Origin of the sequence: Kitasatospora sp. HUAS MG31 (assembly GCF_040571325.1) — a bacterium.
Lineage (GTDB): Bacteria > Actinomycetota > Actinomycetes > Streptomycetales > Streptomycetaceae > Kitasatospora > Kitasatospora camelliae.
Genome location: NZ_CP159872.1, coordinates 6,995,730 through 7,016,798, shown reverse-complemented (window position 1 = coordinate 7,016,798; position 21,069 = coordinate 6,995,730). Strand labels below are relative to the sequence as shown.

20 protein-coding genes are annotated in these 21,069 nt (G+C 76.5%); 7 read left to right on the top strand and 13 right to left on the bottom strand.

Annotation, left to right across the window (positions count from 1 at the left end; genetic code table 11):
• Window positions 1-42: 42 nt before the first annotated feature.
• Together ABWK59_RS31600 and ABWK59_RS31595 are read right to left on the bottom strand one after the other, a co-directional pair.
• Complete coding sequence (locus ABWK59_RS31600; protein ID WP_354644080.1) at window positions 43-831, bottom strand: ATP-grasp domain-containing protein; 789 nt, start codon at window positions 829-831, stop codon at window positions 43-45.
• Window positions 828-1,736: an ATP-grasp domain-containing protein gene (locus ABWK59_RS31595; RefSeq protein WP_354644079.1), complete on the bottom strand. Its 909-nt coding sequence runs from the start codon at window positions 1,734-1,736 to the stop codon at window positions 828-830. The genes ABWK59_RS31600 and ABWK59_RS31595 overlap by 4 nt, the downstream gene beginning before the upstream one ends.
• A 388-nt stretch (window positions 1,737-2,124) precedes the next feature.
• Here ABWK59_RS31595 and ABWK59_RS31590 point away from each other — a divergent pair, with 388 nt between their 5' ends.
• Both ABWK59_RS31590 and ABWK59_RS31585 read left to right on the top strand, forming a co-directional pair.
• Window positions 2,125-2,775, top strand: coding sequence for an AAA family ATPase (locus ABWK59_RS31590; protein WP_420492878.1), 651 nt, complete (start codon window positions 2,125-2,127; stop codon window positions 2,773-2,775).
• 194 nt (window positions 2,776-2,969) lie between these two features.
• Window positions 2,970-3,731 carry a hypothetical protein gene (locus tag ABWK59_RS31585; RefSeq protein ID WP_354644078.1) on the top strand — a complete coding sequence of 254 codons (762 nt, stop codon included), beginning with the start codon at window positions 2,970-2,972 and terminating at the stop codon, window positions 3,729-3,731.
• A 37-nt stretch (window positions 3,732-3,768) separates the two neighbouring features.
• Here ABWK59_RS31585 and ABWK59_RS31580 read toward each other — a convergent pair whose 3' ends face one another.
• The 7 genes from ABWK59_RS31580 to ABWK59_RS31550 form a co-directional block, all read right to left on the bottom strand.
• A complete protein-coding gene (locus ABWK59_RS31580; RefSeq protein ID WP_354645165.1) occupies window positions 3,769-4,185 on the bottom strand; it encodes an MFS transporter in 417 nt (138 codons plus the stop codon).
• A gap of 37 nt (window positions 4,186-4,222) precedes the next feature.
• Window positions 4,223-5,590, bottom strand: coding sequence for an MBL fold metallo-hydrolase (locus ABWK59_RS31575; RefSeq protein ID WP_354644077.1), 1,368 nt, complete (start codon window positions 5,588-5,590; stop codon window positions 4,223-4,225).
• 174 nt (window positions 5,591-5,764) lie between these two features.
• Window positions 5,765-6,424: a response regulator transcription factor gene (locus ABWK59_RS31570; RefSeq protein ID WP_354645164.1), complete on the bottom strand. Its 660-nt coding sequence runs from the start codon at window positions 6,422-6,424 to the stop codon at window positions 5,765-5,767.
• Window positions 6,425-6,463: 39 nt separating this feature from the next.
• A complete protein-coding gene (locus ABWK59_RS31565) occupies window positions 6,464-8,056 on the bottom strand; it encodes a sensor histidine kinase (protein ID WP_354644076.1) in 1,593 nt (530 codons plus the stop codon).
• A gap of 141 nt (window positions 8,057-8,197) precedes the next feature.
• Window positions 8,198-9,328 carry a PP2C family protein-serine/threonine phosphatase gene (locus ABWK59_RS31560; RefSeq protein ID WP_354644075.1) on the bottom strand — a complete coding sequence of 377 codons (1,131 nt, stop codon included), beginning with the start codon at window positions 9,326-9,328 and terminating at the stop codon, window positions 8,198-8,200.
• On the bottom strand, window positions 9,325-10,689 hold the full coding sequence (locus ABWK59_RS31555; protein WP_354644074.1) for a PAS domain-containing protein: 1,365 nt from the start codon (window positions 10,687-10,689) through the stop codon (window positions 9,325-9,327). The genes ABWK59_RS31560 and ABWK59_RS31555 overlap by 4 nt, the downstream gene beginning before the upstream one ends.
• Window positions 10,690-10,757: 68 nt before the next feature.
• Window positions 10,758-11,582 (bottom strand): SDR family NAD(P)-dependent oxidoreductase, encoded by an 825-nt coding sequence (locus tag ABWK59_RS31550; RefSeq protein ID WP_354644073.1) that lies wholly within the window; start codon window positions 11,580-11,582, stop codon window positions 10,758-10,760.
• A 294-nt stretch (window positions 11,583-11,876) separates the two neighbouring features.
• Here ABWK59_RS31550 and ABWK59_RS31545 point away from each other — a divergent pair, with 294 nt between their 5' ends.
• The 4 genes from ABWK59_RS31545 (at window position 11,877) to ABWK59_RS31530 (ending at window position 16,091) form a co-directional block, all read left to right on the top strand.
• On the top strand, window positions 11,877-12,860 hold the full coding sequence (locus ABWK59_RS31545) for a polysaccharide deacetylase family protein (RefSeq protein WP_354644072.1): 984 nt from the start codon (window positions 11,877-11,879) through the stop codon (window positions 12,858-12,860).
• 108 nt (window positions 12,861-12,968) lie between these two features.
• Window positions 12,969-13,319 carry a hypothetical protein gene (locus ABWK59_RS31540; RefSeq protein ID WP_354644071.1) on the top strand — a complete coding sequence of 117 codons (351 nt, stop codon included), beginning with the start codon at window positions 12,969-12,971 and terminating at the stop codon, window positions 13,317-13,319.
• 139 nt (window positions 13,320-13,458) lie between these two features.
• Window positions 13,459-15,618, top strand: coding sequence for a molybdopterin cofactor-binding domain-containing protein (locus tag ABWK59_RS31535; protein WP_354644070.1), 2,160 nt, complete (start codon window positions 13,459-13,461; stop codon window positions 15,616-15,618).
• Between the two features lie 11 nt (window positions 15,619-15,629).
• Window positions 15,630-16,091, top strand: coding sequence for a (2Fe-2S)-binding protein (locus tag ABWK59_RS31530; protein ID WP_354644069.1), 462 nt, complete (start codon window positions 15,630-15,632; stop codon window positions 16,089-16,091).
• 2 nt (window positions 16,092-16,093) lie between these two features.
• Here ABWK59_RS31530 and ABWK59_RS31525 read toward each other — a convergent pair whose 3' ends face one another.
• From ABWK59_RS31525 to ABWK59_RS31510, 4 genes are all read right to left on the bottom strand, one after another.
• Complete coding sequence (locus ABWK59_RS31525) at window positions 16,094-16,573, bottom strand: hypothetical protein (RefSeq protein ID WP_354644068.1); 480 nt, start codon at window positions 16,571-16,573, stop codon at window positions 16,094-16,096.
• A 105-nt stretch (window positions 16,574-16,678) separates the two neighbouring features.
• Complete coding sequence (locus ABWK59_RS31520) at window positions 16,679-18,010, bottom strand: hypothetical protein (protein WP_354644067.1); 1,332 nt, start codon at window positions 18,008-18,010, stop codon at window positions 16,679-16,681.
• Window positions 18,007-18,348 (bottom strand): hypothetical protein, encoded by a 342-nt coding sequence (locus tag ABWK59_RS31515; RefSeq protein WP_354644066.1) that lies wholly within the window; start codon window positions 18,346-18,348, stop codon window positions 18,007-18,009. Before ABWK59_RS31515 ends, ABWK59_RS31520 begins: the two co-directional genes overlap by 4 nt.
• Window positions 18,349-18,464: 116 nt before the next feature.
• Window positions 18,465-19,094 (bottom strand): LysE family transporter, encoded by a 630-nt coding sequence (locus ABWK59_RS31510; protein ID WP_354644065.1) that lies wholly within the window; start codon window positions 19,092-19,094, stop codon window positions 18,465-18,467.
• Window positions 19,095-19,396: 302 nt separating this feature from the next.
• Between ABWK59_RS31510 and ABWK59_RS31505 the strand changes: the two genes are divergently transcribed.
• The gene (locus ABWK59_RS31505) at window positions 19,397-20,998 is read left to right on the top strand and encodes a CAP domain-containing protein (RefSeq protein ID WP_354644064.1); all 1,602 of its coding nucleotides are present in this window, start codon (window positions 19,397-19,399) and stop codon (window positions 20,996-20,998) included.
• Window positions 20,999-21,069 lie beyond the last annotated feature (71 nt).

The window sequence follows — 21,069 nt, the reverse complement described above, 5'->3', positions numbered from 1 at the left end:
CCGGGGCACCCGGGTTTCCCGCCGCCGGGCACCCCTCGGCGGTCAGGCGGCGACCGGCGCCGTACGCGGCAGGTGCCGGCCGTCCGCGGCGGCGAGGGCGAGGTCGGCGAGGGCGGCCGGGGCGCCCTGCTGACCGCGGATGCCGGGAAAGGCGTTGACGTCGACGATCAACGGCGAGCCGGCGACGTCCAGCACGTCCACCCCGTAGACGTCCAGGCCGAACACCTCGCCCGTGCGGAGGGCGAGTTCGCGGTAGCCGTCGGGCAGGGTGTCCAGCTGCCGGCGACCGGTCCCCTCGGCCAGTTCGGAGCGGCGGAGTTCCGCGAACACCCGGCCGGCCACCACCCAGATCTTGTGGTCCCAGCCACTGTTGGGCGCCAGCTCCTGGAGGACCAGGTCCTCGCCGGGCCACCGCTCGGCGAGGACCCGCACCTGCGCGGGTCCGTCCACCCGGGCCACCAGGTCGCCGCGCCGGCTGTGCCGGCTCTTCACCACCAACGGGCCCGCCGCGAACGACGGTTCATCCGCGCCAGCCGCGCTCTCCACGGTCCGGGCGAACGGCAGCCCGGCCGCCTCGGCGAGCCGGGCCATCGCCAGCCGGTCCTGGCAGAAGCCGGTGGAGTCGGCCGAGTTGAGCACCGGAACCCCGGCCGCCTCGTACCGGCGGGCGAGCGCCACCGCCTCCGGGGTGCGGGCCTTGAGCAGCTGGACGTCCACGGCCTCGTCCTCGCCGGTGGTCCGGGTGACCAGGTGGCCGGCGGCGCGCAGCAGGCGGGCGGTGTCGGCGAGCAGCGGGTGGTCCGGGTTCGCCGTGATCAGGCCGATCCTCACAGCGCGTTGACCGCCACGGCCGTACCCGCCACCGCGTTGACGGCGACCGCGTTGACGGCGACGGCGCGCGGGGCGCGGACGGCGGACCAGCAGGACCCGGCCCGGGCGAGCCGGAGCACCGCGTCGGCGACCTTGGAGACCGCGTCGGGCACCTGGCGGAAGCTGGGGAAGTCGTTGACGTCCACCACCACCGGCCCGTCGGGGCCGAGCAGCACGTCCACGCCGTAGAGGTCGAGGCCGTACACCTCGCCGACCCGGGCGGCGACCTCGGCGACCTCCCGGCTGAGTGCGACCGGCTGTTCCCGGTGCGGGTGGTGGGGGTGCAGCGGGGAGGTCCGCTCGGTGGCGAAGAGTTCGCCGTCCGCGCAGTACACCTTGAGGTCGGTCCCGGAGTTGGGCACGTACGGCTGCGCGATCAGCAGCCCCTCGTCGGCGAACTCCTCAGCGAGCGAGGCGAGTTGGTCGGGTCGTTCGAGGAGGTGGACGGCCCGTCCGGAGCTGCCGTCGGCGGGCTTGACCACCAGCGGGTACCAGGCGTCGGGTATCGGCGCGAACTCCAGCGGGTCGGCGGCGGCCCAGGTGCGCGGCACCGGCAGGCCGTGGTGGGCGGCCAGCACGGCGGCCTGGGCCTTGTCGCGGACCGGACGGATGGCCCGGGCGTCGTTGACCGTGGTGAGGCCGAGCGAGGCGGCGGCCTCCAGCAGGCCGAGGCCCGGGCCGCCGGAGACCGTCTTCAGCACCCAGGCGTCATGCCGTCCGGCCCGGACCACCGTGTCCAGATCGAGCAGCGAGCCGCCGGGGCGCAGCACGTCCACCTCGTGGCCCCACTCGCGCAGGCGCCGCACCACGTCGAGCGGCATCCCGTCGTTCCGGTAGTGCTCCTCGACCAGGAAGCAGAACCTCATCCCCCACCATCCCGTCCACCGCGAGCCGCCAGCGGGCTTGCCTGAGCTGACCAGGATGTCACGCCCTGTCGCGGCAAGATCGCCCGGCCGGTCAGGAATCCGCTACAGCACCGTCACAACCCGTGGCGGGGACCGGTCCTCGGCGCCGTCCCGGGGAGTCCGTACACCGAGTCCGTACACCCACCACGCCGCAACCGCCGGGGCCGGTTCCCCGATCGGTCCGCGAGGGCGTGCCGCGGGGTGTGTCACGGGGACGTCCCAGGACAGCGCCGCAGGCCACAGCAGTGTCACAGCCGTCGGCGTGGAGGGCGGCGGCCATTACCCTTCCTTGGTGAAGGCTTTCCACTCGGGAGGCCGTCGGGGCGGGGAGAGGCGAAGGAGGCCGGCCGTGCGGGAGTCCGTCAGACCCGGGACCGGCCCGGAGGCCGGGGCCGCCCCGACACCGGACCGGTCCGGTGAGCTGCGCCCGTCCGGCCTGCACGACCTGCGCCGGGGGGCCGTGCCGGCCGCGCTGCGGTACCCGGCCGGCGACCTGGTGGTGGTCTCCGGGCTGCCGGGCAGCGGCAAGAGCACCCTGATCAAGCGCTGCGCCGGGGCGCCGGTGGTGGACTCCCAGCGCACCCGCCGGCGCTACCAGGACCGGCTGCCCGGCTGGGTGCCGTACGCGCTGTACCGGCCGCTGGTCCGGCTGAGCCACTACCGGGGGCTGCGGCGGGCGCTGCTGGCCGGTGGGCCACTGGTCGTCCACGACTGCGGGACGCTGCCCTGGGTGCGGTCCTGGCTGGCCCGGTCGGCGGCCCGTCAGGGGCGCGGCCTGCACCTGATACTCCTGGACGCGAGCGCGGCGGAGGCCCGGCAGGGCCAGCGCGCCCGCGGCCGCACGGTCTCCGCGTACGCCTTCGCCCGGCACCGGCGGGCCACCGCCGACCTGCGGTCCCGGCTGACCGGCGCCGCGGCGTTCGCCCTCGGCGGGCTGGCCTCGGCGGTGCTGCTGGACCGTCCGGGGGCGCTGGAGCTGCGGACCATCGAGTTCCGCTGAGACCGACCGGCCATGGCGACGCTGCCCCCCGATCGCCGGTCGGTCCGGGTCGGCCCACCCCCTGAGAGGCCCCTGACGAGACGGCACGGTCCGTCCGCGGAGTTCACCCGGGCGGACCGGCGGCCCAGCGCTGACGGGGTGATCCCTGCCGCGCCCTGCCGTCCCGGGCCGACCGGCGCCGTTACCGTACGGCCATGCCGACCTCCCACCGCGAGCGCGCGCCGCGCGTGCGCCGGCTCGCCGACCGTCTCACCGCGCACTACCGCACCGCGATCGAGCCGCAGTACGACCCGGGGCGCCGCAGCTGGATGCTCCGCTGGTACGACGGGCCCACCACCGATGCCGTCCGCACCACCCTGCGGCACTCCGGCGCGGAGGCCGCCGCGCTGGTCGTCCGGCGCGACCTGACCACCCGGGCGCTGGTGCTGGCCGCCATCCGGGAGACCCGGGCCGGCGCGATGCGCCGCTGGGTGGGCAGCTGGGGCCAGCGCTACCACCTGGAGCAGATCCTCGCCGACCAGGCGTTCCCGGACCGGCCCTCCGGGCCGCGGGAGGCCGCGATGCTGGAGCGGCTGCTCCAGGCGGCCACCGCGGAGGGCGGGCGCTGGGCGGTACCGGACGAGAGCCGGGCGTTCCAGCTGGTCGCCCGGGACGGGATCGCCTGGCTCCTGCCCAGCGACCGGCTGGCCGGACCGGAGGACCGCGAGGGGCTGGCCCTGCGGCCGCTGGAGTACCTGACGGCCCGCTACGCCGCGGGCATCCACCGGATCGCCTGGGAGACCGCGCTCGCCACCATGCCGGTGAGGGCCGCCGTCACCGCCGCCCGGACCGACCCCTCCCCCACACCCGAGGCCGCCCGCGCCGCGCTGTCGCTGCTGCCGACCCTGCGGGCCCAGCTCACCGGCGAGCTCGACCGGACCCAGGCCGACCTCGCCCAGGCCTGCGGCAGCGTCTGAGCACCGCCCGAACCCGCGCCTGAGCCCCCCTGGTCCCTCACCCCGGTCGGACCCCCACCCGCGGTCCCGCTACCCGCGCCCGGGCCGTGGACGGGTCTCGTACGGTCTCGTCCATCCGGACCGCCACCACCACGCCGGCGGCCGCGGTGAGCGCGGCGACCGCCCGGATCGCGGCGGTCAGCCCGTACGCGTCGGCCAGGGCGCCGGCGAGCAGGGCGCCGACCGCGAATCCGCCGTCGCGCCACAGCCGGTACACGCCGACCGCGCGGGCCCGCCAGGCCGGGTGGGCGACGTCCCCGGCCACGGCGAGCGGGGCCGGGTCCACCAGGGCCGTCCCGGCGCCGGGCAGCACCTGGGCGAGCGCCCGCACCGGGAAGGTGCCGCCCACGGCGACCAGCGCGACGGCGGCGCCCTGCAGCAGCATCCCGGCGGTGATCAGGTGTTTGCGCCCGATCCGGATCCGGCCGGGGCCGGGGCGGTGACGGGGGCGGTCACCGGCCTCCCTCCTCCAGCCGGCGGCCGGTCGCCCGCGCCCAGGCGGGCGCGCCCCCGGCCAGGACGGCGAGGTCGCGGGCGCCGCGGGCGGCGAGCAGACTGGCGGCGGTCGTCGCGCGCTCGCCGTGGGCGCACATCACCACCGTCCCGTCGGCCGCCCCCCGCTCGTCGTCCGCGAGCGCGCCGAGCTCGGTGTGGGCGGCGCCGGGCAGGTGGCCGGCGGCGAACTCGGCGTCCTGGCGGACGTCCAGGACCGGCCGGTCGCCGATCCGGTCGGCCGTCAGCAGCTCGAGCGTCTCGGTCGGGCCGCCGTCCGCGCGCCAGGCGTCCATGCCGCCGGCGAGTTGTCCGGCCAGCCGGTCGTAGCCGATCTTCGCGGCCTGCCAGGCGAGTTCGGCCGGGTCCTGGCCGGGTCCGAGGACCACCACCAGCGGGACGTCCGGGGGCAGCAACCAGCCCAGCCAGGTCGCGAACGCCGGCCGCAGCGGGTCGCAGAAGGCACCGGGCAGGTGGCCCGCCGCGAACTCGGCGATCGGCCGGGCGTCCACCGCCACCGCGCCGTCGGCCAGCAGGTCCCGGACGGCGGCCGGGGTGAGCGGGCGCAGCCCGGGGGCGGTGGGCAACAGGACCGGGCCGCGGCGGTTGAGCTCGGCGAGCCGGTCGAAGTAGGCGGGGTACGAGCCGAGACTGCCCAGCAGCGCGGCCACGAAGGCGTCCTCGTCCTCGGCGGCGAGCAGCTGGTTGGCCCGCTTCTGGGCGCCGATGGTGGTGGTCCGCTCCTGTCCCGGCGGGGCGGAGCAGAACGACCCGGCGCCGTGGGTGGGCCAGACCGCGGTGGCGTCCGGCAGGGCGGCCAGCCGCCTCAGCGAGCGGTACTGGGCGCGGGCGAGCTCCTCGGCCCGGTCGGCGCCCTGGAGGTCGGTCCGGGCGGCGGAGCCGACGATGAGCGAGCCGCCGGTGAACACCCCCAGCTCGCGGCCGTCGTCGAGGAGCAGGAAGGACAGGTGCTCGTCGGTGTGGCCGGGGGTGGCCAGAGCGCGCAGGGTGAGGCCGCCCAGGTCCACTTCGTCGCCGTCGCCCAGGGCGGTGTGCGGGAAGCTGCGCCGGCCGGCCGCGGAGGCCAGCACGGCGGCGCCCTCGTCGGCCGCGAGCTGGACGGCGCCGGTGAGGAAGTCCGCGTGCAGGTGGGTGTCGGCGGCGAACGCCACCGTGAGGCCCCGGGCCGCGGCGGCCCGGCGCAGGGCCCGCAGGTCGCGGGAGGCGTCCACGGCGAGGGCGCGTCCGTCGCCGAGGTCGACCAGGTAGGAGCTGTTGCCCAAGCCGGCGTCGACCAGGGGGATCAGGTGGTCGTCGGCGAAACCCACGGCGTCCTCCCTCGGTGGTGGCGGTGCGGGTGGCCACGCGGGTGGCGCGCCCACCCTGACTCCTACCATGGTCGCCCACACCCGGCTGCCCGCCGCCGGACAGGCCCGCGCCGCCTGACCCCACCGGAAGCGCGATCGGGCAGCCCTCAGGGTCTCGTGGGCCGTCCCCGCGGGTCAGAGCGCCGCGTCGCGCGCCAGCAGGGCGGCCTGGACGCGGTTGTCCACCTGGAGTTTGGCGAGGATGCGGGAGACGTACGCCTTGACGGTGGCCTCGCTCATGTGGAGGCGGTGGCCGGCGTCCGCGTTGGAGAGGCCCTCGCCGAGGAGCTCGACGACCTCGCGTTCCCGTTCCGACAGGACGGCGAGCCGGGTGCGGGCGGCCTCGCCGCGGGCGGTGGCGGGGCCGGTGGCGAGGCTGTCGACGATGTGCCGGGTGGCGGCGGGCGAGAGGAAGGCGTGGCCGGTGGCGGCGGCCCGGACGGCCTGGATCAGTTCGCCTGGGGCGGTGTCCTTGAGCAGGAACCCGGCTCCCCCGGCCCCGATCGCCCGCAGCACGTTCTCCCGCTCGCCGAAGGTGGTGAGGACGATCGCCCGGGCTCCCGGCACGGTCCGCCGCAGTTCGGCGAGCGCGGTGAGCCCGTCCATCACGGGCATCTGGATGTCGAGCAGCACCACGTCCACCGGGTGCGCCCGGGCCAGTTCCAGGGCCTCGCGCCCGTCCGCCGCCTCGGCGACCACCTCGATGTCCTCGGCCGAGGTGAGGATCATCCGGATGCCGGCCCGGATCAGCGGTTCGTCGTCGGCCACGAGGACACGGATGGCGGGCGGACGGATCACGGGCGGGACGCTCCTGGACTGGGCACGCTGGGCTGACTATACGTTCGCACGATAGTGCTGTTTCTCGATCAGCAGCCCGTCCCGGAAGCAGAACCGGGCCGCCCAGTCCCCGTCCCCGCCGCCCGATGTCCCTCCGCCCGCGTCGTCCCCGCCGTCCGTGATGAACCACCGGCAGCTGGCCCCGGGCGGCACCGGCGGCCCGTGCTTGCGCAGCTCGCCGGAGAAGAAGTCGCTGCCGGGCGGCAGTTGGTCCTGGATCTCGCTCTCCGGGCGGCCGACCTCCAGGCTGTCGTACCGGGACTTGGAGATGGTGGCGTCGTCCAGCGACTGGACGAAGGTGATGCCGCCCCAGACCATCACGGCGATGGAGGTGAGCACCACGATCCCGGCCCCGAGCGCGCACCCGAGGGCGGGCCGGCGGCGGCGGGAGGGCGCGGCGTCGGCGGGCAGGGTGTCCAGTTCGGGCTCGTCGCCGGCCGGGCCGCGGGCGGTGTCGTACGGGAGGAGGCCGGCGAGCCGGTAGCCGCCGTCGGGGGTGGGGCCGGCGTGGACGATGCCGCCGAGCAGCCGGGCCCGCTCGCGCAGACCGGTGAGGCCCTGGCCGCCGCTGACGGCGGGCGCCGCGTCCGGTGCCGGCCCGTTGACCACCTCCACCACCAGGGTGTCCGGCTCGTAGCGCAGCACCACGGCGATCGGCGCGGTCGGGGCGTGCTTGTGGGCGTTGGTCAGGCCCTCCTGGACGATCCTGTACGCGGCGTGGCCGGTGGCGGCGGCCAGCGGGCGGATCTCGCCGTCCTGACGCAGCGCCACCTCCGTCCCGGCGGCGCGGGAGGCGTCGGCGAGCCGCTCGACGGCGTCCGCGCCGCCGGCCTCGGGCAGCGTGTCGTCGCGCAACAGGCCGACCACCTCGCGCAGTTCGCGCATCGCACCGGTGGCGGCCTGGCGGAGCACCGAGACGGCCTCGCGCTGGCGTTCGGTGAGGGTGCGGTCCACCTCCAGGGCGCCGGTGTGCACGGCGATCAGCGCGAGCTGGTGGCCGAGGCTGTCGTGCATGTCCTGGGCGATCCGGTGCCGCTCGCGGAGCCGGGCCTGATGGGCGATCATCACCCGCTCGCGGTGCAGGTGCGCGGTGCGCTCGGTGTGCAGGGCGCGGCGCTGCGCGCGGTAGCGGCCGAAGACGGCGGGCAGCACGGCCAGCACCAGGAACCCGACGGCCAGGCCGAGGGCGAATGCGCGCAGCGGGACCTCGCCGCCCTCCTTCTGGACGGCGACGCCGCACAGGGCGAGGAAGGCGACCGAGAAGACCGCGCCGAGCAGCACCGGGCGGGCGATCCGCCGGCCGGCCGAGAAGCCCGCGAACACCAGCGCGGGGAGGAATCCGGCCGGCCAGCCGGCCCCGGCGGCGGCGAGCACCAGGACCGGTCCCGGCAGGCCGCGGCGCAGCAGGTAGAGCGCGGTGACGGCGAGTCCGACCAGGGCGGTCTGCCCGGCGTGAAAGGTGCCGAGGGCCTCCAGACCGGCGGCGAGCAGTCCCAGGGCCAGGGCGGCGCCGCACTCGCGGAGGGTGCGGCGGGTCGTCCAGGGGCCGGGCAGGGCACGGCGCAGCAGCTTCGCGGGTATCGGGCTCACCGGGCGAGGTTAGCGGCAGTCCGGCGGCGCGCGCCGCCGCCGTTGGTCGTCGGCGGACACCGACGAAAGTCGGGGCCGGGCGGAGCGTACGGACGGCCCGGCCGCGGCGGGCGGGCTCGGGTCCGGCCGCGGCAGGCGGGCTCAGGTCCGGCGGGTCAGCAACAGGGCCACGTCGTCGGCGCGTTGGGTGGATCGGCGGGCGTGGCCGAGCAGGAAGTCGGCGAGGTCGGTGAGCCGGGCGGGGTCGAGGGTGTCCGGGTCGGCGTGGGCGAGGGCGCTGCGGAGCCGGTCGATGCCCTGCTCGATGGGGATGTCCGGGTCCTCGACCAGGCCGTCGGTGTAGAGGGCGATGATCGCGCCGGAGGGCACGGTGAACTCGGTGACCGGGTAGTCGACGTCGCGGATGATGCCGAGCAGCGGCCCGCCGTCCAGGTCGAGGGTCTCGGTCCGGCCGTCGGGGTACCGGATCAGCGGCGGCAGGTGGCCGGCCCGGACGCCGCGGGCGTGTCCGGAGACCGGGTCGAGCTGGAGCAGGCAGCAGCTGGCGAGCAGGCCGGCGTCCAGGTCGAGCAGCAGCTGGTTGGTCCGGGCCAGGACGACCTCGGGCGGGCTGCCGCCGGTGGCGAAGGCGCGGACGGCGGAGCGCAGCTGGCCCATGGTGGCGGCGGCGCCGACGTTGTGGCCCTCGACGTCGCCGATGACCAGGTAGAGGCCGCGGGTGCCGGGGATGGCGTCGTACCAGTCGCCGCCGATCTCCATGCCGCGGGTGCCGGGCAGGTAGCGGGCGGCGTTGGCGAGGCCGGGGACGGCGGGCAGGCGGTGCGGCAGCAGGGCCTGCTGGAGGCCGCGGGCGAGGGCGAACTCGGCGTCGTAGAGGCGGGCCCGCTCCAGGGCCTGGGCGATCAGGCCGCCGAGGGCGGTGAGCACCGAGCGGTCCTCGGTGGTGAAGGCGCGGGGCTGGTCGAAGCCGAGGATGCAGCTGCCGACGGGGTGGCCGGAGGCGATCAGCGGGAGGAAGGCCCAGGCCCGCATCTGGTCCTTCGGGATGCCGGGGTACGCGGCGGTGAGTTCGCGCTCGTTCTCGAAGAAGGCGGGCGCGCCGGTGGCGAACACCTCGGTGCCCGGGAGCCGGGCGCGGACCGGGGTGCCCTCGAAGGGGTCCAGGAAGCCGTCGGGGTAGCCGCTCTCGGCGATCAGGTGCATCCGGCCGCCGCGGGCCAGGTAGAGGGCCATCTCCTGGCCGCCGAAGCCGGGCAGGATCTGGTCGATCACGCAGTCGCAGACCTCGCGGACGGTGACCGCCTCGGTGAGGGCGCTGGCGAGCTGGAGCAGGTGGTAGGTGGCGCCGACGCTGGCGGGGGTGGCGGGCGGGCCTCCGGCAGGGTGCGGTGGTGGCCGCCGGGCTCGCCGGCGGGGATGATCCGGCCGGTGAGGCCGTGGGCGTCCGGGTAGAGGGAGAAGGCGAGCCAGCCGTCGGGCGGGCGGCAGGCGAGGAAGGCGGTGGGCTGCTGGGAGAGCATGGCGGCCCGGTAGCGGTCCTCGTAGGCCGGGTCGGCGAGCCAGGGCAGCACGTCCCAGGGGTGCCGGGCGAGCAGCTGGGCCCGGCCGGCCTCCAGCAGCAGTTCGGCGCTGCGGTTGACGTAGGTGACCCGGCCGTCGGCGTCGAGGGCGAAGACGCCGTCGCGGAGGCGTTCCACGGCGGCCGCGGCGGCGGTGTGCGCGCTGGTGTCGAGGACGGCGACCACCAGGGTGGCGGAGCCGGCCAGGGCCCGGCCGCGCAGTTCCACCGTGCGGTAGCCGCCGCGGGCGTCGCGCACCCGGACCTGCCGGGCGAAGGGCTCGCCCTGGTACGCCGCCCGCCGGGCCGCGTCGTGCAGCAGCGGGACGTCCTCCGGGGCGAGCCGCTCGGTGAGGGTGGCGGCCCGGCCGTCGAAGGCGTCGTCCAGGCCGAGGATCTCGCGGAGCTCGTCGTCCACGGTCAGCCGCCCGCCGTCGAGGTCCCACTCGAACAGGCCGACCCGGCTGCCGAAGCCGTCCGCGAGCGGCAGCGGGACGACGGCCGGGTCGCCCTCCGCGGCCACCTCGTCTCCGTACGGGGCGAGCGCGGCGGCCATCCGGTTGGCGGCCGAGCGCAGCTGCCGCCGGGCGGTGGTCGGCGGCCCGCCGGCGTCGTACGGCCAGAGCACCGCCAGGGCGCCGAAGGTCCGGTCGCCGGCGATCAGCGGGGTGTAGCCGGTGGCGTACACGTACGGGAGGCCGACGGCGAGCCGGGGGTAGCGGCGCATCGTCTCGTCGGCGTCGCCGAGCAGGATCGTCCGGCCGGTCCGGTACGCCTCCGCGGGGGGCAGCGGGGCGGCCACCGGGATCCGCCGGAAACCGCTGATCAGGTGCAGCGGCACGCCCACGACGGCGCTCACCACCAGCGACCGGCGGTCGGCCGAGCGCAGGTAGAGCACGCCGCCGTAGGCGGAGGCGCCGCGGACGGTGCGCAGCAGGGTGTCGGCCAGGTCCCGTTCGACGGCGGAGCGCCACAGGGGACGGCCGTCGCCGACGACCGTCCCGTCGCCCTCGGTCGGGCCGCTGCCCTCGGTCGGGGGCGGGCCGTGCTGGTCCCCCGACTCACCCTGGCGCATGTCTTTTTCTGTACGCCGGGTCGCTGGGGGTGTCAACCCGGTGGATCAGCGACCCGGCCGTACCCGGGTCAGTCCTCGCCCAGGACCAGGGCGCGGGCGGCGGCCAGATCGGTGCGGGCGGCCTCCTCGGCGGCGGCGAGCAGCTCGAAGGCGCCCACGCCGACCGGGACGCGCAGCGGGGCGGGGTCGGCGGCGACCAGGGCGAGGACCAGCTCGGCGAACTCCTCGGGCCGGCTGAGCCCGGTGTTCTCCGCCATGCCGCGCAGCTGCTCGCGCATCAGCGCGGTCGCCTCGCGGTAGGCGGGCAGCCGCAGCGCGGTCTCGGCCAGCGACGCTCCGTACCGGGTGGCGAAGCCGCCGGGCTCGATCACGCTGACCTTGACGCCGAACGCCCCGACCTCGGCGGCCAGCGCCTGGCTCATCCCCTCCAGGGCGTGCTTGCCGGTGACGTACGCGGCGAGGCCGGGGAAGGCGGTCCGGCCGGCGATCGAGGAGACGTTGACGATGTGGCCGCCGCCCTGGGCCCGCATCACCGGGAGGACCAGCCGGGACAGCCGCCAGGGGCCGACCAGGAGGGTCTCCAGCTGCTCGCGGAGCTCCTCGTCGGCGACCTCCTCCACGGCGCCGAACAGCCCGCTGCCGGCGTTGTTGACCAGCACGTCCACGCCGCCCAGCCGGTCGACGGCGGTCTGCACGGCGGCCTCGCACTGCTCGGGGTCGCGGACGTCCAGGGCGGCGGTGAGGACGCGGTCGGGGTGGGCCTTGACCAGGTCGTCCAGGGCGGCCGGCTTGCGGGCGGTGGCGAGCACCGTGTCCCCGGCCTCGGCCGCGGCGGCCGCCAGGGCCGATCCCAGTCCGGACGAGCATCCCGTCACCAGCCAGCGGCGTGCCATGGCCCTCCCTCGGGTCTGCGGCCGCCGGGTCGTCCGGGGCCGCGCGGTCGTGTGCCGTTCCGCCGCCGGTGCGGTGCGCCGACCCGGTGGTCGCGGGCCCGGGCACCGTCCCGGCGGTCGGCTCACGGTGGCAGACGGCCCGGGGGCTCCGCCCGGGTGACGGCGGATCAGACGGGGGCGTGCGGGAGCATCCGGTGGACGGCTGTGCGCCCTGTGTGCTCCCGTCCGCCGAGGCCTGCGCCGAACGGGTACGGCGTGGTTGGTGGCGCCACGGCCTGGGGATCATCGGCCGGTATGCCGATATCGTCGTCCTCGGGGCGCCGTCGAGCGCCCGCCGGGTGGATAGCCCTGGCCCTCCTGCTGGCCGGCTGTGCCGCCCCCACCGCGGCCCCGGAGACCGGTCCGGTCCCCGCCGGACCGCCCGCCGCACCCACCGCCCAAGCTGCCGCCGCAGCCGCTGCCGCGCAGGGCGCGCAGCCGGCGCAGGGAGCGCAGCAGGGCGCACCCGTCCGGGCCGCACGCCAGCAGGAGCAGCGCCAGGCCGCACAGGCCCGCCGCGACCTGGCCGCGCATCAGTCCCTGGCGGTGGCCCAGCGCTGGGGGCTGGCGGCCGCGCCGCTGCCCGCGCCCCCGGCGCCCGCCGTCAAGCCCGCGCTGGTGGAGCAGCCCGGGGTGAAGACCCGGCCCGGCCTGCCGCCGGTGGTCTACCGGGTGCCGACCGCCGCCCGGGTGGTGTTCCTGACCGTGGACGACGGCGCCGAGAAGGACCCGGAGTTCCGCCGGATGGCCGGTGAGCTGGGTGTTCCGCTGAGCGCCTTCCTGTCGGACTACCTGGCGCGGTCGGACTACGGCTACTTCCGCGCCCTGCGGGACCAGGGCGCGGGCATCCAGAACCACACCCTCACCCACCCGGACCTGCGCCGGCTGGACGCCGCGGGCCAGCGCCGCGAGATATGCGGCCAGCAGGACCGGCTGGAGGCCGAGTTCGGCGTCCGCCCGACGCTGTTCCGCCCGCCGTACGGCGAGTACACCGACGCCACGCTGACCGTGGCCCGGGAGTGCGGGATCACGGCCCTGCCGCTGTGGAACGAGGAGGCCTTCCCGGACCGGATGGAGTGGCGGTACGCGGACCAGAAGCTCCATCCGGGGGACATCATCCTCACCCACTTCCGCGGGGCCGGGGACTGGAAGGGCACCATGCCGGAGATGCTCCGCCGGGTCCTGGACACGGTCACCGCACAGGGCTTCGCGCTCGCCCGGCTGGAGGACTACCTGTGAGGCCGCGCGCACCGCGCCCGTCCCAGTATCCGGAAGCACCCCGCCCGACCGGCGGATCTCGTGATCGACTGGGCCCTCCACCGGGAACCTCGCTGGAAGGAGCCGCCCATGCTGCCCTCGCTCGACGGACTGGTGTTCGCGCCGGTCGCCCGCGCCGACGACGGCGAGGTGGACCCGGACACCCGGTTCCACTACCGGGAGCTGGACGGCCGGGTGTGGGCCGCGTACACCGGCGGTGAGGTCGTCCACGGCCACCTGGTGGGCACCCGGCTCGGCGACACCGTGGCGTTCCGCTACGTGCAGCTCAACCGGGCCGGCGAGACCAGTGGCGGCCGGTGTGTGAGCACCCTGACCCGGCTGCCGGACGGGCGGCTGCGGCTGGACGAGACCTGGGCGTGGGAGTCCCGCGAGGGCCGCGGCACCAGTGCGGTGGAGGAGCTGCTGCCGGCCGCCGACTGAGCGGCCCAGGACCGGCGCCGGAACTCCTTCCGCCGTATGTTGACCCACCAGTAGCTTCTCCCTATGCTCGCCTCGCACCACTCGGCGTGACGGCCGGCACACCCGCGGCGGCCCGCGCCCGCGCGCCCGGGAGGGGTCGTTGATCAGCCCGAAGTCCGTCGGCCGCCGCCGCTTCCTCACCTACCTGGTCGCCGCCCCCGCGCTCGCCGTCGGCGCCGGGCTCGCCCTGGACACCCCGCCCGCGGCGGCCCTGCCGGGCGTCCCGGACCTGCTCGACCTGGGCGACGCCCTGATCCTGGCCGGCGCCCCCACCGCGCACCTGCTGGTGCTGGAGGTCACCGAGGCCGGCCGGGTGGTGCTGGAGCTGCCCCGCGCCGAAGTCGGCCAGGGACTCACCACCGCGATGGCGATGCTGGTCGCCGACGAGCTGGACGCCCGGCTGGAGGACGTGGACGTCCCGCTCTCCCCGGCCCGCCCGGAGCTGCTGTTCAACCAGCTCACCGGCGGCTCCAACTCGGTGCGCTCGCTGTACGACCCGGTCCGGGCCGCCGCCGCGGCCGCCCGGGCCCGGCTGGTCACGGCGGCCGCCCACCGGTTCGACCTGCCCGCCGCGCAGCTGGAGACCCGGGACGGCGCGGTGGTCGCCCCCGACGGCCGGACCGCGGACTACGGGTCGCTGGCCGTGGCCGCGGCCGGGGTGCTGGTGCCGGAGGTCCCCGTACGGCCCAAGCCGCCCGAGCGCCAACGCCTGGTCGGCCGGCCCACCGGGCGGATCGACGCCCGGGACATCGTCACCGGCCGGGCGCGGTACGCCGGCGACCTGGACGTCCCCGGGGCCGTGCCCACCGTGGTCTCGCGCCCGCCCACCATCGGCGGCACGGTCCGCTCGTACGACGCCTCGGCCGCCTCCGCGATGCCCGGGGTGCTCGGCGTGGTGAAGGTGGCCACCGGGGTCGCCGTGCTGGCCGAGACCTTCGACCAGGCGCTGAAGGCCAAGGCCGCGCTGAAGGTCGACTGGGCGCCCGGCCCGGCCGCCGCGTACTCCGACGCCGACGTCCGGGCCCGGCTGCGGGCCGCCCACCCGCCGTTCGTGGTGCCGCCGCTGCTCACCCTCACGGTGGACGCCGAGTTCGCCTTCGCCTTCGTCGGCCACGCGCCGATGGAGGTGCTCACGGCCGTGGCCGACGTCCGGGCCGACCGGGCGGAGATCTGGTTCGCCGCCCAGTCGCCGATCGTCGCCCAGCAGACCATCGCCGCCGAACTCGGCCTCCCCGTCGACCGGGTGACCGTGCACGTGGTGCGGGCCGGCGGCTCGTTCGGGCGCCGGCTGTTCTTCGACGCCGCGCTGGAGGCCGCCCGGATCTCCCGCGCCGCGGGACGCCCGGTCAAGCTGATGTGGACCCGCAACGACGACATGCGGCACGGCCGGATGCGCCCCGCCAGCCACCACCGGATCCGCGCCACCCACGCGCTCGGCCAGGTGCTCACCTACGAGCACCGGGTCGCCACCGTGAAGACCGACTTCCGGCACGGCCTCGGCGAGGCGCTCACCGCCGCCGGGTTCGACCTCCAGGTCGCCGGGCTCAGCCTCGCCCAGGGCTTCTTCCTGCTCACCGAGAAGCTCCCGTACGGGTACGGGGTCACCACCCAGCTGCTCGCCGAGGTGGACCTGCCCTTCCCGACCGGCAGTTGGCGGTCCGTCTACTCCGGCATGGTCCGGGTCGCGGACGAGGTCATGGCGGACGAGCTGGCCCGGACCCTCGGGCAGGACCCGGTGGCCTTCCGCCGCGCCCGGATGGCGAGCGCCACCGGCCGGGCCGTGCTCGACAAGGCCGCCTCGGCCGGGCGGTGGGGCCGCCCGATGCCGCCCGGGCAGGCCCAGGGCATCGCCTTCCACGAGGAGCACCGCTCCAGCGTCGCCTGCCTGGTCGAGATCGACTGCACCGATGCGGCCCACCCCCGGGTCACCAAGGCGGTGGTGGCCGCCGACGTCGGCCGGGCCGTCAACCCGCGCGGCCTGGAGGCGCAGCTCATGGGCGCCGTGGTCGACGGCATCTCGGTGACCCTGCAGGCCGGCCTGCACATCGACAAGGGCGCCGTCCGCGAGGGCAGTTACGCCGACTTCCACTACGCCAGGCAGCGGCACAGCCCGCCCGCCTTCGAGGTGCACCTGCTGCCGCCCTCCGGCCCGCCCGGCGGCGCCGGCGAACTCGGGGTGCCCGCCGCGGCCGCCGCCGTCGCCAACGCCTACGCCCGGGCCACCGGCACCCGCCCCCGCAGCTTCCCGCTCGACTTCTGAGGACCGGCCCGATGACCGCTCACACCTTCGTCCTCAACGGCCGGTCCGTGACCGTGGACGCCCCCGACGACATGCCGCTGCTGTGGGTGCTGCGCGACAAGCTCGGCGTCACCGGCCCCAAGTACGGCTGCGGGGTGGGCGTGTGCCGCGCCTGCACCAGCCACCTGGACGGCGCGGAGATCCAGCCCTGCGTGGTGCCCGTCGCGGACTGCGCCGGGCGCGAGGTCACCACCATCGAGGGCCTCGCCGACGGCGACACCCTGCACCCGGTGCAGCAGGCGTGGCTGGACTGCGACGTCGCCCAGTGCGGATTCTGCCAGCCGGGCCAGATCATGACCGCGGTCGCCCTGCTGCGCCGCACCGCGAACCCCACGGACGCCGACATCGACCGGATCGAGAACGTCTGCCGCTGCGGCACGTACTGGCGGATCCGCGAGGCGATCAAGCGCGCCGCGGCGGCGGGTCCGTCCTGACCTCAGGGGCGCTGGGGGCGGTAGCGGCGGCCGGCCCGCATCGAGGCGCGGATCTCGGCGGCCATCCGGGAGACCGTCTCGGGGCTGGAGCGGCGGCCGCCGGCCAGGTCCGGCTCCCGCACGTCGAAGACCGTCCCGCTGGGCTGGCACCATGCGCAGATCGCCTCCTCGTCCAGCAGCCAGCCGTCCTCGCACCGGTTGGAGATCTCGCAGCCCGGCTCCCGCACCAGCTCCACCGCGATCTCGTCGGCGCGGTCCAGCAGCTCCTGGCCCGGCAGGTGGGCGTACCGCTCGTACCAGCGCCGCTCGATCCGCTCCCGCAGCTGCTCGGCCGTCCGCAGCGGCAGCTGCCGGGCCACCACCGCCCGGACCGTGTGCGGGACGCCGCCGTGCTGCTCCAGTGCCCGGCGCAGCGGTCCGGGGAACGTCTCGGTGACCCAGCCGGCCGGGTCCTGGCCGCGGGCCATGTACGGGTTCCTCACGGGTGGCCTCCCGGGGTGCGAGCGTCGGGCGGCCGGCCCGGTGACGGGCCGCCGCTCCTACGACGGTAACCGGCGCGGGCCGGGTGGCGGACCGGTTCCGGCCCGCTACCCGGCCAGGGCCTCCTTGACCAGCGTGCGCCGCTCCCGGAAGGAGCGGCCGTACGCCTGGGCGTGCTCGCTCTCCCAGTACGGTCCGCCGTTGTAGCGGGCCGCCAGCTCCTGGTACTGGTCCTCGGTCATCCGGCCGGGCTCGACCGCGGCGAAGCCGCTCTCCGCCTTGAGCTGGGCCAGGTAGCGGGCGGTGATGAAGATGTTCTGGCCCGGCTCCCGGGCCGCCGAGACCACCTCGTGCCGCTGGGCCTCGGTCAGGTGCGCCGGGTCGTAGCCCAGCACCTCGGCCGCCCGGCGGACCTGGATGGACAGCGGCCCGACCGAGGTCTTGTCGGCGGCCGCGTCGGAGCCCAGCCGACGGACGTGGTACGCGATGTCGTCCACCACCGCCGGGTCGCCCTCCACCTCCTGCCAGGCGATCCCGGCGAGCATGTCGACGGGCAGGCCGCTCTCGGCGGCCGCGGCCCGCAGCAGCGGCCGGTTGGCGGCGATCCACCGGCGGCGGCTGTCGTCGCTGTCGGACGGCAGCCAGTAGTTGTTGCCGGCGCCCTCGGGCAGGTCGGCCAGCAGCGACCTGATCCGGGTCAGGGCCGGCGAGACCGCGGCCCGGGGGCCGACGGTGGGCGCGGTGTCCGCCTTCACCCCGGTGCCGGCCAGCCGGGTCAGCGGGTCGTGGGCGGCCTCGGCCGCCTCGCCGTCGAGCACGCCCAGCCGGCCGATCCGCTCGACCAGCGCGGCGGCGTCCTTGAAGCCGGTCCGGAACTCCGGCACCCGGGCCGTGGCCGCCTTCAGCGCGGCGACGCACCGGCCGCGGGCCTCCTGTTCGGTGCGCAGCGCCTGCGCGAACGCGGCGGAGGTCCGGGCGTACCGGTCCTCCGCCTGCTCGCGGACCGCGTCCGGGTCGCTGAACAGGTCGGACATCCAGTCGAGGAGCCCGGTGGTCTCGCGCAGGTCCTCCCAGCGGCGCATCGGCTCGTCGCCGCTGCCGAACCGGGCCCGGTCGCACAGGGCGGCCAGCTCCTGCTCGTACTCCCGGCCGGTACGGCGCTGGGCCTGGGCGGTCTCCAGCGCGTCGGCGTACCCGAGCAGCGCGCGGCTCGCCGCGTCGTAGCCCTCGGCCAGCCCGTCGACCAGGCCGTGGACGTCGCGCAGCCGGGCCTCGTAACCGGCCCGGGCGCGGCTGGTCCACTCGACCTGCTCGGCGCGGCGGACGGACGGCGTGGCGGAGCGCAGCAGGTCGGCGATCCGGCGGTGCTCGGCGGCGTTCCGCTCCACCAGGGCGGGGTTGCAGTCGACCAGGTACTGGACCTCGGCGGCGTAGGTCATCGGCCGGCCGCCCGGGCCGGGCGGAGCGAGGACTGCTCCAGGAAGGCCCAGAAGTCCTCCTCGGTCCGCCGGTCCACCTCGGTGTAGTGGCCTGCGGTGGTCCGCAGGGCGGTGGACAGCGCGGTCAGCAGCACCACCAGGTCGCCGTACTGGTCGCCGGCGAACGCGGCGAACCGGCCAGCTTCGGCGGCCACCTCGGGATGGGTGTGCGGGACCCGGGTCAGGGTGCCGGTGTCCTGGTCGGGCCGGCCCTGCCGGAGCAGGCCGGCGATCTCCACCAGGAGATGGGCGTTGCCGTTGATGGACCGTGGGTCCGCGTGGAAACCTTCGCCGCTCATGGCTCACCCCCGTGATCAAAACCTGTCGGCGGCATGATTATTGGGAGGCACTGACCGGCCGTCAAACGAACCCGTCCGGTCGACCCGCGCAACCGGGCGTCCACCGGGCGCACCGGTCAGCCCGGCCACGCCAGCCGGAGGGCGAGGAAGCCGACCAGCCCGTAGCCGGTGGCGTAGGTGAGGCGGCGGGCCCGGGGCCCGAGCCGGGCGCCGGCCAGCGCGCCGGCACCGGCCAGCAGCTGCTGCCACAGCAGCGAGGCGGCGAACACCGCGGCCACGTAGACCGGGCCTCCGCCGGCGTCGCCCCGGGCCGTGGTGAGGGCGGTGAAGTACAACGCGGTGAGCGGGTTGACCAGGGTGAGCAGCGCGAACCGGACGAACGCCCGCCCGGGCCCGCTGCGGTCGCCCGCCGACCCGACCGAGCCGTCCGGGCCGTCCGGGCCGCCGGCGGGGTGCCGCAGCGACAGCAGCCCACGAGCGGCGATCACCGCCAGCACCACGGCGGAGACCAGCCGGACCCAGCCCTGCCAGCCGTCCAGCGCCCGGGCCACCTGCGGCCCGACCAGCACGGCCACCGCCGCGTACGCACCGTCCACGGCGGCCACCGCGGCGGCCGCGCTCGCGGCGGTGCGCCAGCCGCGCCGGCCCTCCTGGAGCAGCAGGACGCCGATCGCGCCCAGGGGCATCGCCACGCCCAGTCCCGCGGCCGCGCCCTCGGCCGCCGTCGTCATCATCGATCCCGCCATCGCGCCAGGGTGGCCGATTCCCCTCCCCTCGCGCATCCGAAATTCGCCGTGCCGGGGCGTACGCGGGGGGAGCCCGGAAACCGCCCGGGCGCTGGGCGTACGCTGCGGGTCACCGAATGCGCCGGACCACGTGCCGGGTGTGACGGTTCGGGGTGAGGGTGGCCACGGTTCCGCGAAGGTCCACCGGGATCCGCTGCGAACCGGGTGGGCTTTCGGTCAGGTTTTCGTTATCGGCGGTCACCCGCCGGATCTCCCCAGGCGTAGGGCAGTACCGGAACGGCTGACACAGAGGGTGGACCGCAATGGACGGTGAGCGCACCACGGCACTGGTCGAGCGGGCGTGGACGGGCGACGGCGAGGCCACGGCCGAGCTGATCGGCGGACACCTCCCGCTGGTCCACAACGTCGTCGGCCGGGCGCTGTCGGGCCGCCCGGGCAGCGCCGACGCGGTCCGGGAGACCGCGCGGCGCGCCGTGGACGGCCTGCCCGGACTCGGCGACCCCGCCGGGTTCCGGCCGTGGCTGCTGGCGCTCGCGGTGAGCCGGGTCCGCCACGCCCGGGAGACCGCCGGGCCCGCCGACCCGTTCGACCCGCTGTCGGGCCTCACCGGCGCCCAGGATCCCGGCTCGGACTTCGTGAACCTGACCATCGTCCAGCTGGGCCTGTACGACCAGCACCGGGAGCTGGCCGAGGCCACCCGCTGGCTGGACGAGGGGGACCGGGACCTGCTGGCCCTCTGGTGGCTGGAGGCCTCCGGGCACATCACCCGGTCCGAGCTGAGCGCGGCGCTGGAGCTGTCGGCCGAGCAGGCGGCGTCCCGGGTCCAGAAGATGCGGGGCCGGCTGGACATCTCCCGGGTGGTGGTCCGGGCCCTGGCGATGACGCCGCTCTGCCCGTGGCTCGGCCAGGCCCTCGCCGGCTGGGACGGCATACCGAGCGCCCCGTGGCGCAAGCTGGTCGCCCAGCACGCCCGCGACTGCGCCGGGTGCTCGTACCTGCGGGACGGCCTGCTGCCCGCCGAGGGGCTGCTGGCCGGTCTGGCCCTGGTGCCCGTCCCGGAGGAGGACGAGCGCGAGGTGCTCGCCCGGGTCTCCGCGTACGGCCCGCGGGTGCCGCGGGCGCAGCGCCGGGCGGGGAACGGCCCGGGGCGCGGCGGTAGACGCAGGGCCGCCCCGAAGCGGCGTGGCAAGGCCGTGGTGACCGGCGCGCTCGTGCTGACCGTGGCGGCGGCCGGGGTGATGGCCAGCGGCCTGCTGGACCCGCCCGGCGGCTCGGGCGGCGTGGCCGAGCCGCCGGCCCCGCTGGAAGTCGCCGCGGCGGCGACCGAGGCACCGGCGGTGGACGGTACGGCGACCGCCCCCTCGCCGAACGCCTCCGCGACCGCGACGCCCACCGCCTCCCCGGCGCCCAGCGCCTCAGGCTCCCCGGCGGCCGCGCCCTCCGCCGCCACCACCACCGCCCCGGCCACCGGCCCGGCCGCCCCCAAGGCGCTGCCGGGCAGCCCCAGCGGCAAGAGCGTGGACGCGATCCGGCAGCAGGTGCTCGACCTGGTCAACCAGGAGCGCGGCCGCAACGGCTGCAGCCCGGTGAAGGGCAACGCGCAGCTGGACGCGGCCGCCCAGGCGCACTCGGACGACATGGCGGCCCGGGGGTTCTTCGACCACACCAACCCGGACGGCGAGGGCCCGCAGCCGCGCATCGAGCGGGCCGGGTACCGCTGGAGCCGCTGGGGCGAGAACATCGCCCGCGGCCAGAAGGACGCCGCGGCGGTGATGAACAGCTGGATGAACAGCCCCGGCCACCGGGCCAACATCCTCAACTGCAACTTCACCGAACTGGGCATCGGCGTGCACCTCGGACCCGGCGGCCCCTGGTGGACCCAGGACTTCGGCACCCCGCGCTGAGGCCGGTAACGCTGACGCCGGTGACGACCTGACCGGGCCCCCGCCCCTCGCGGGGGCCCGGTCCCGGTCCG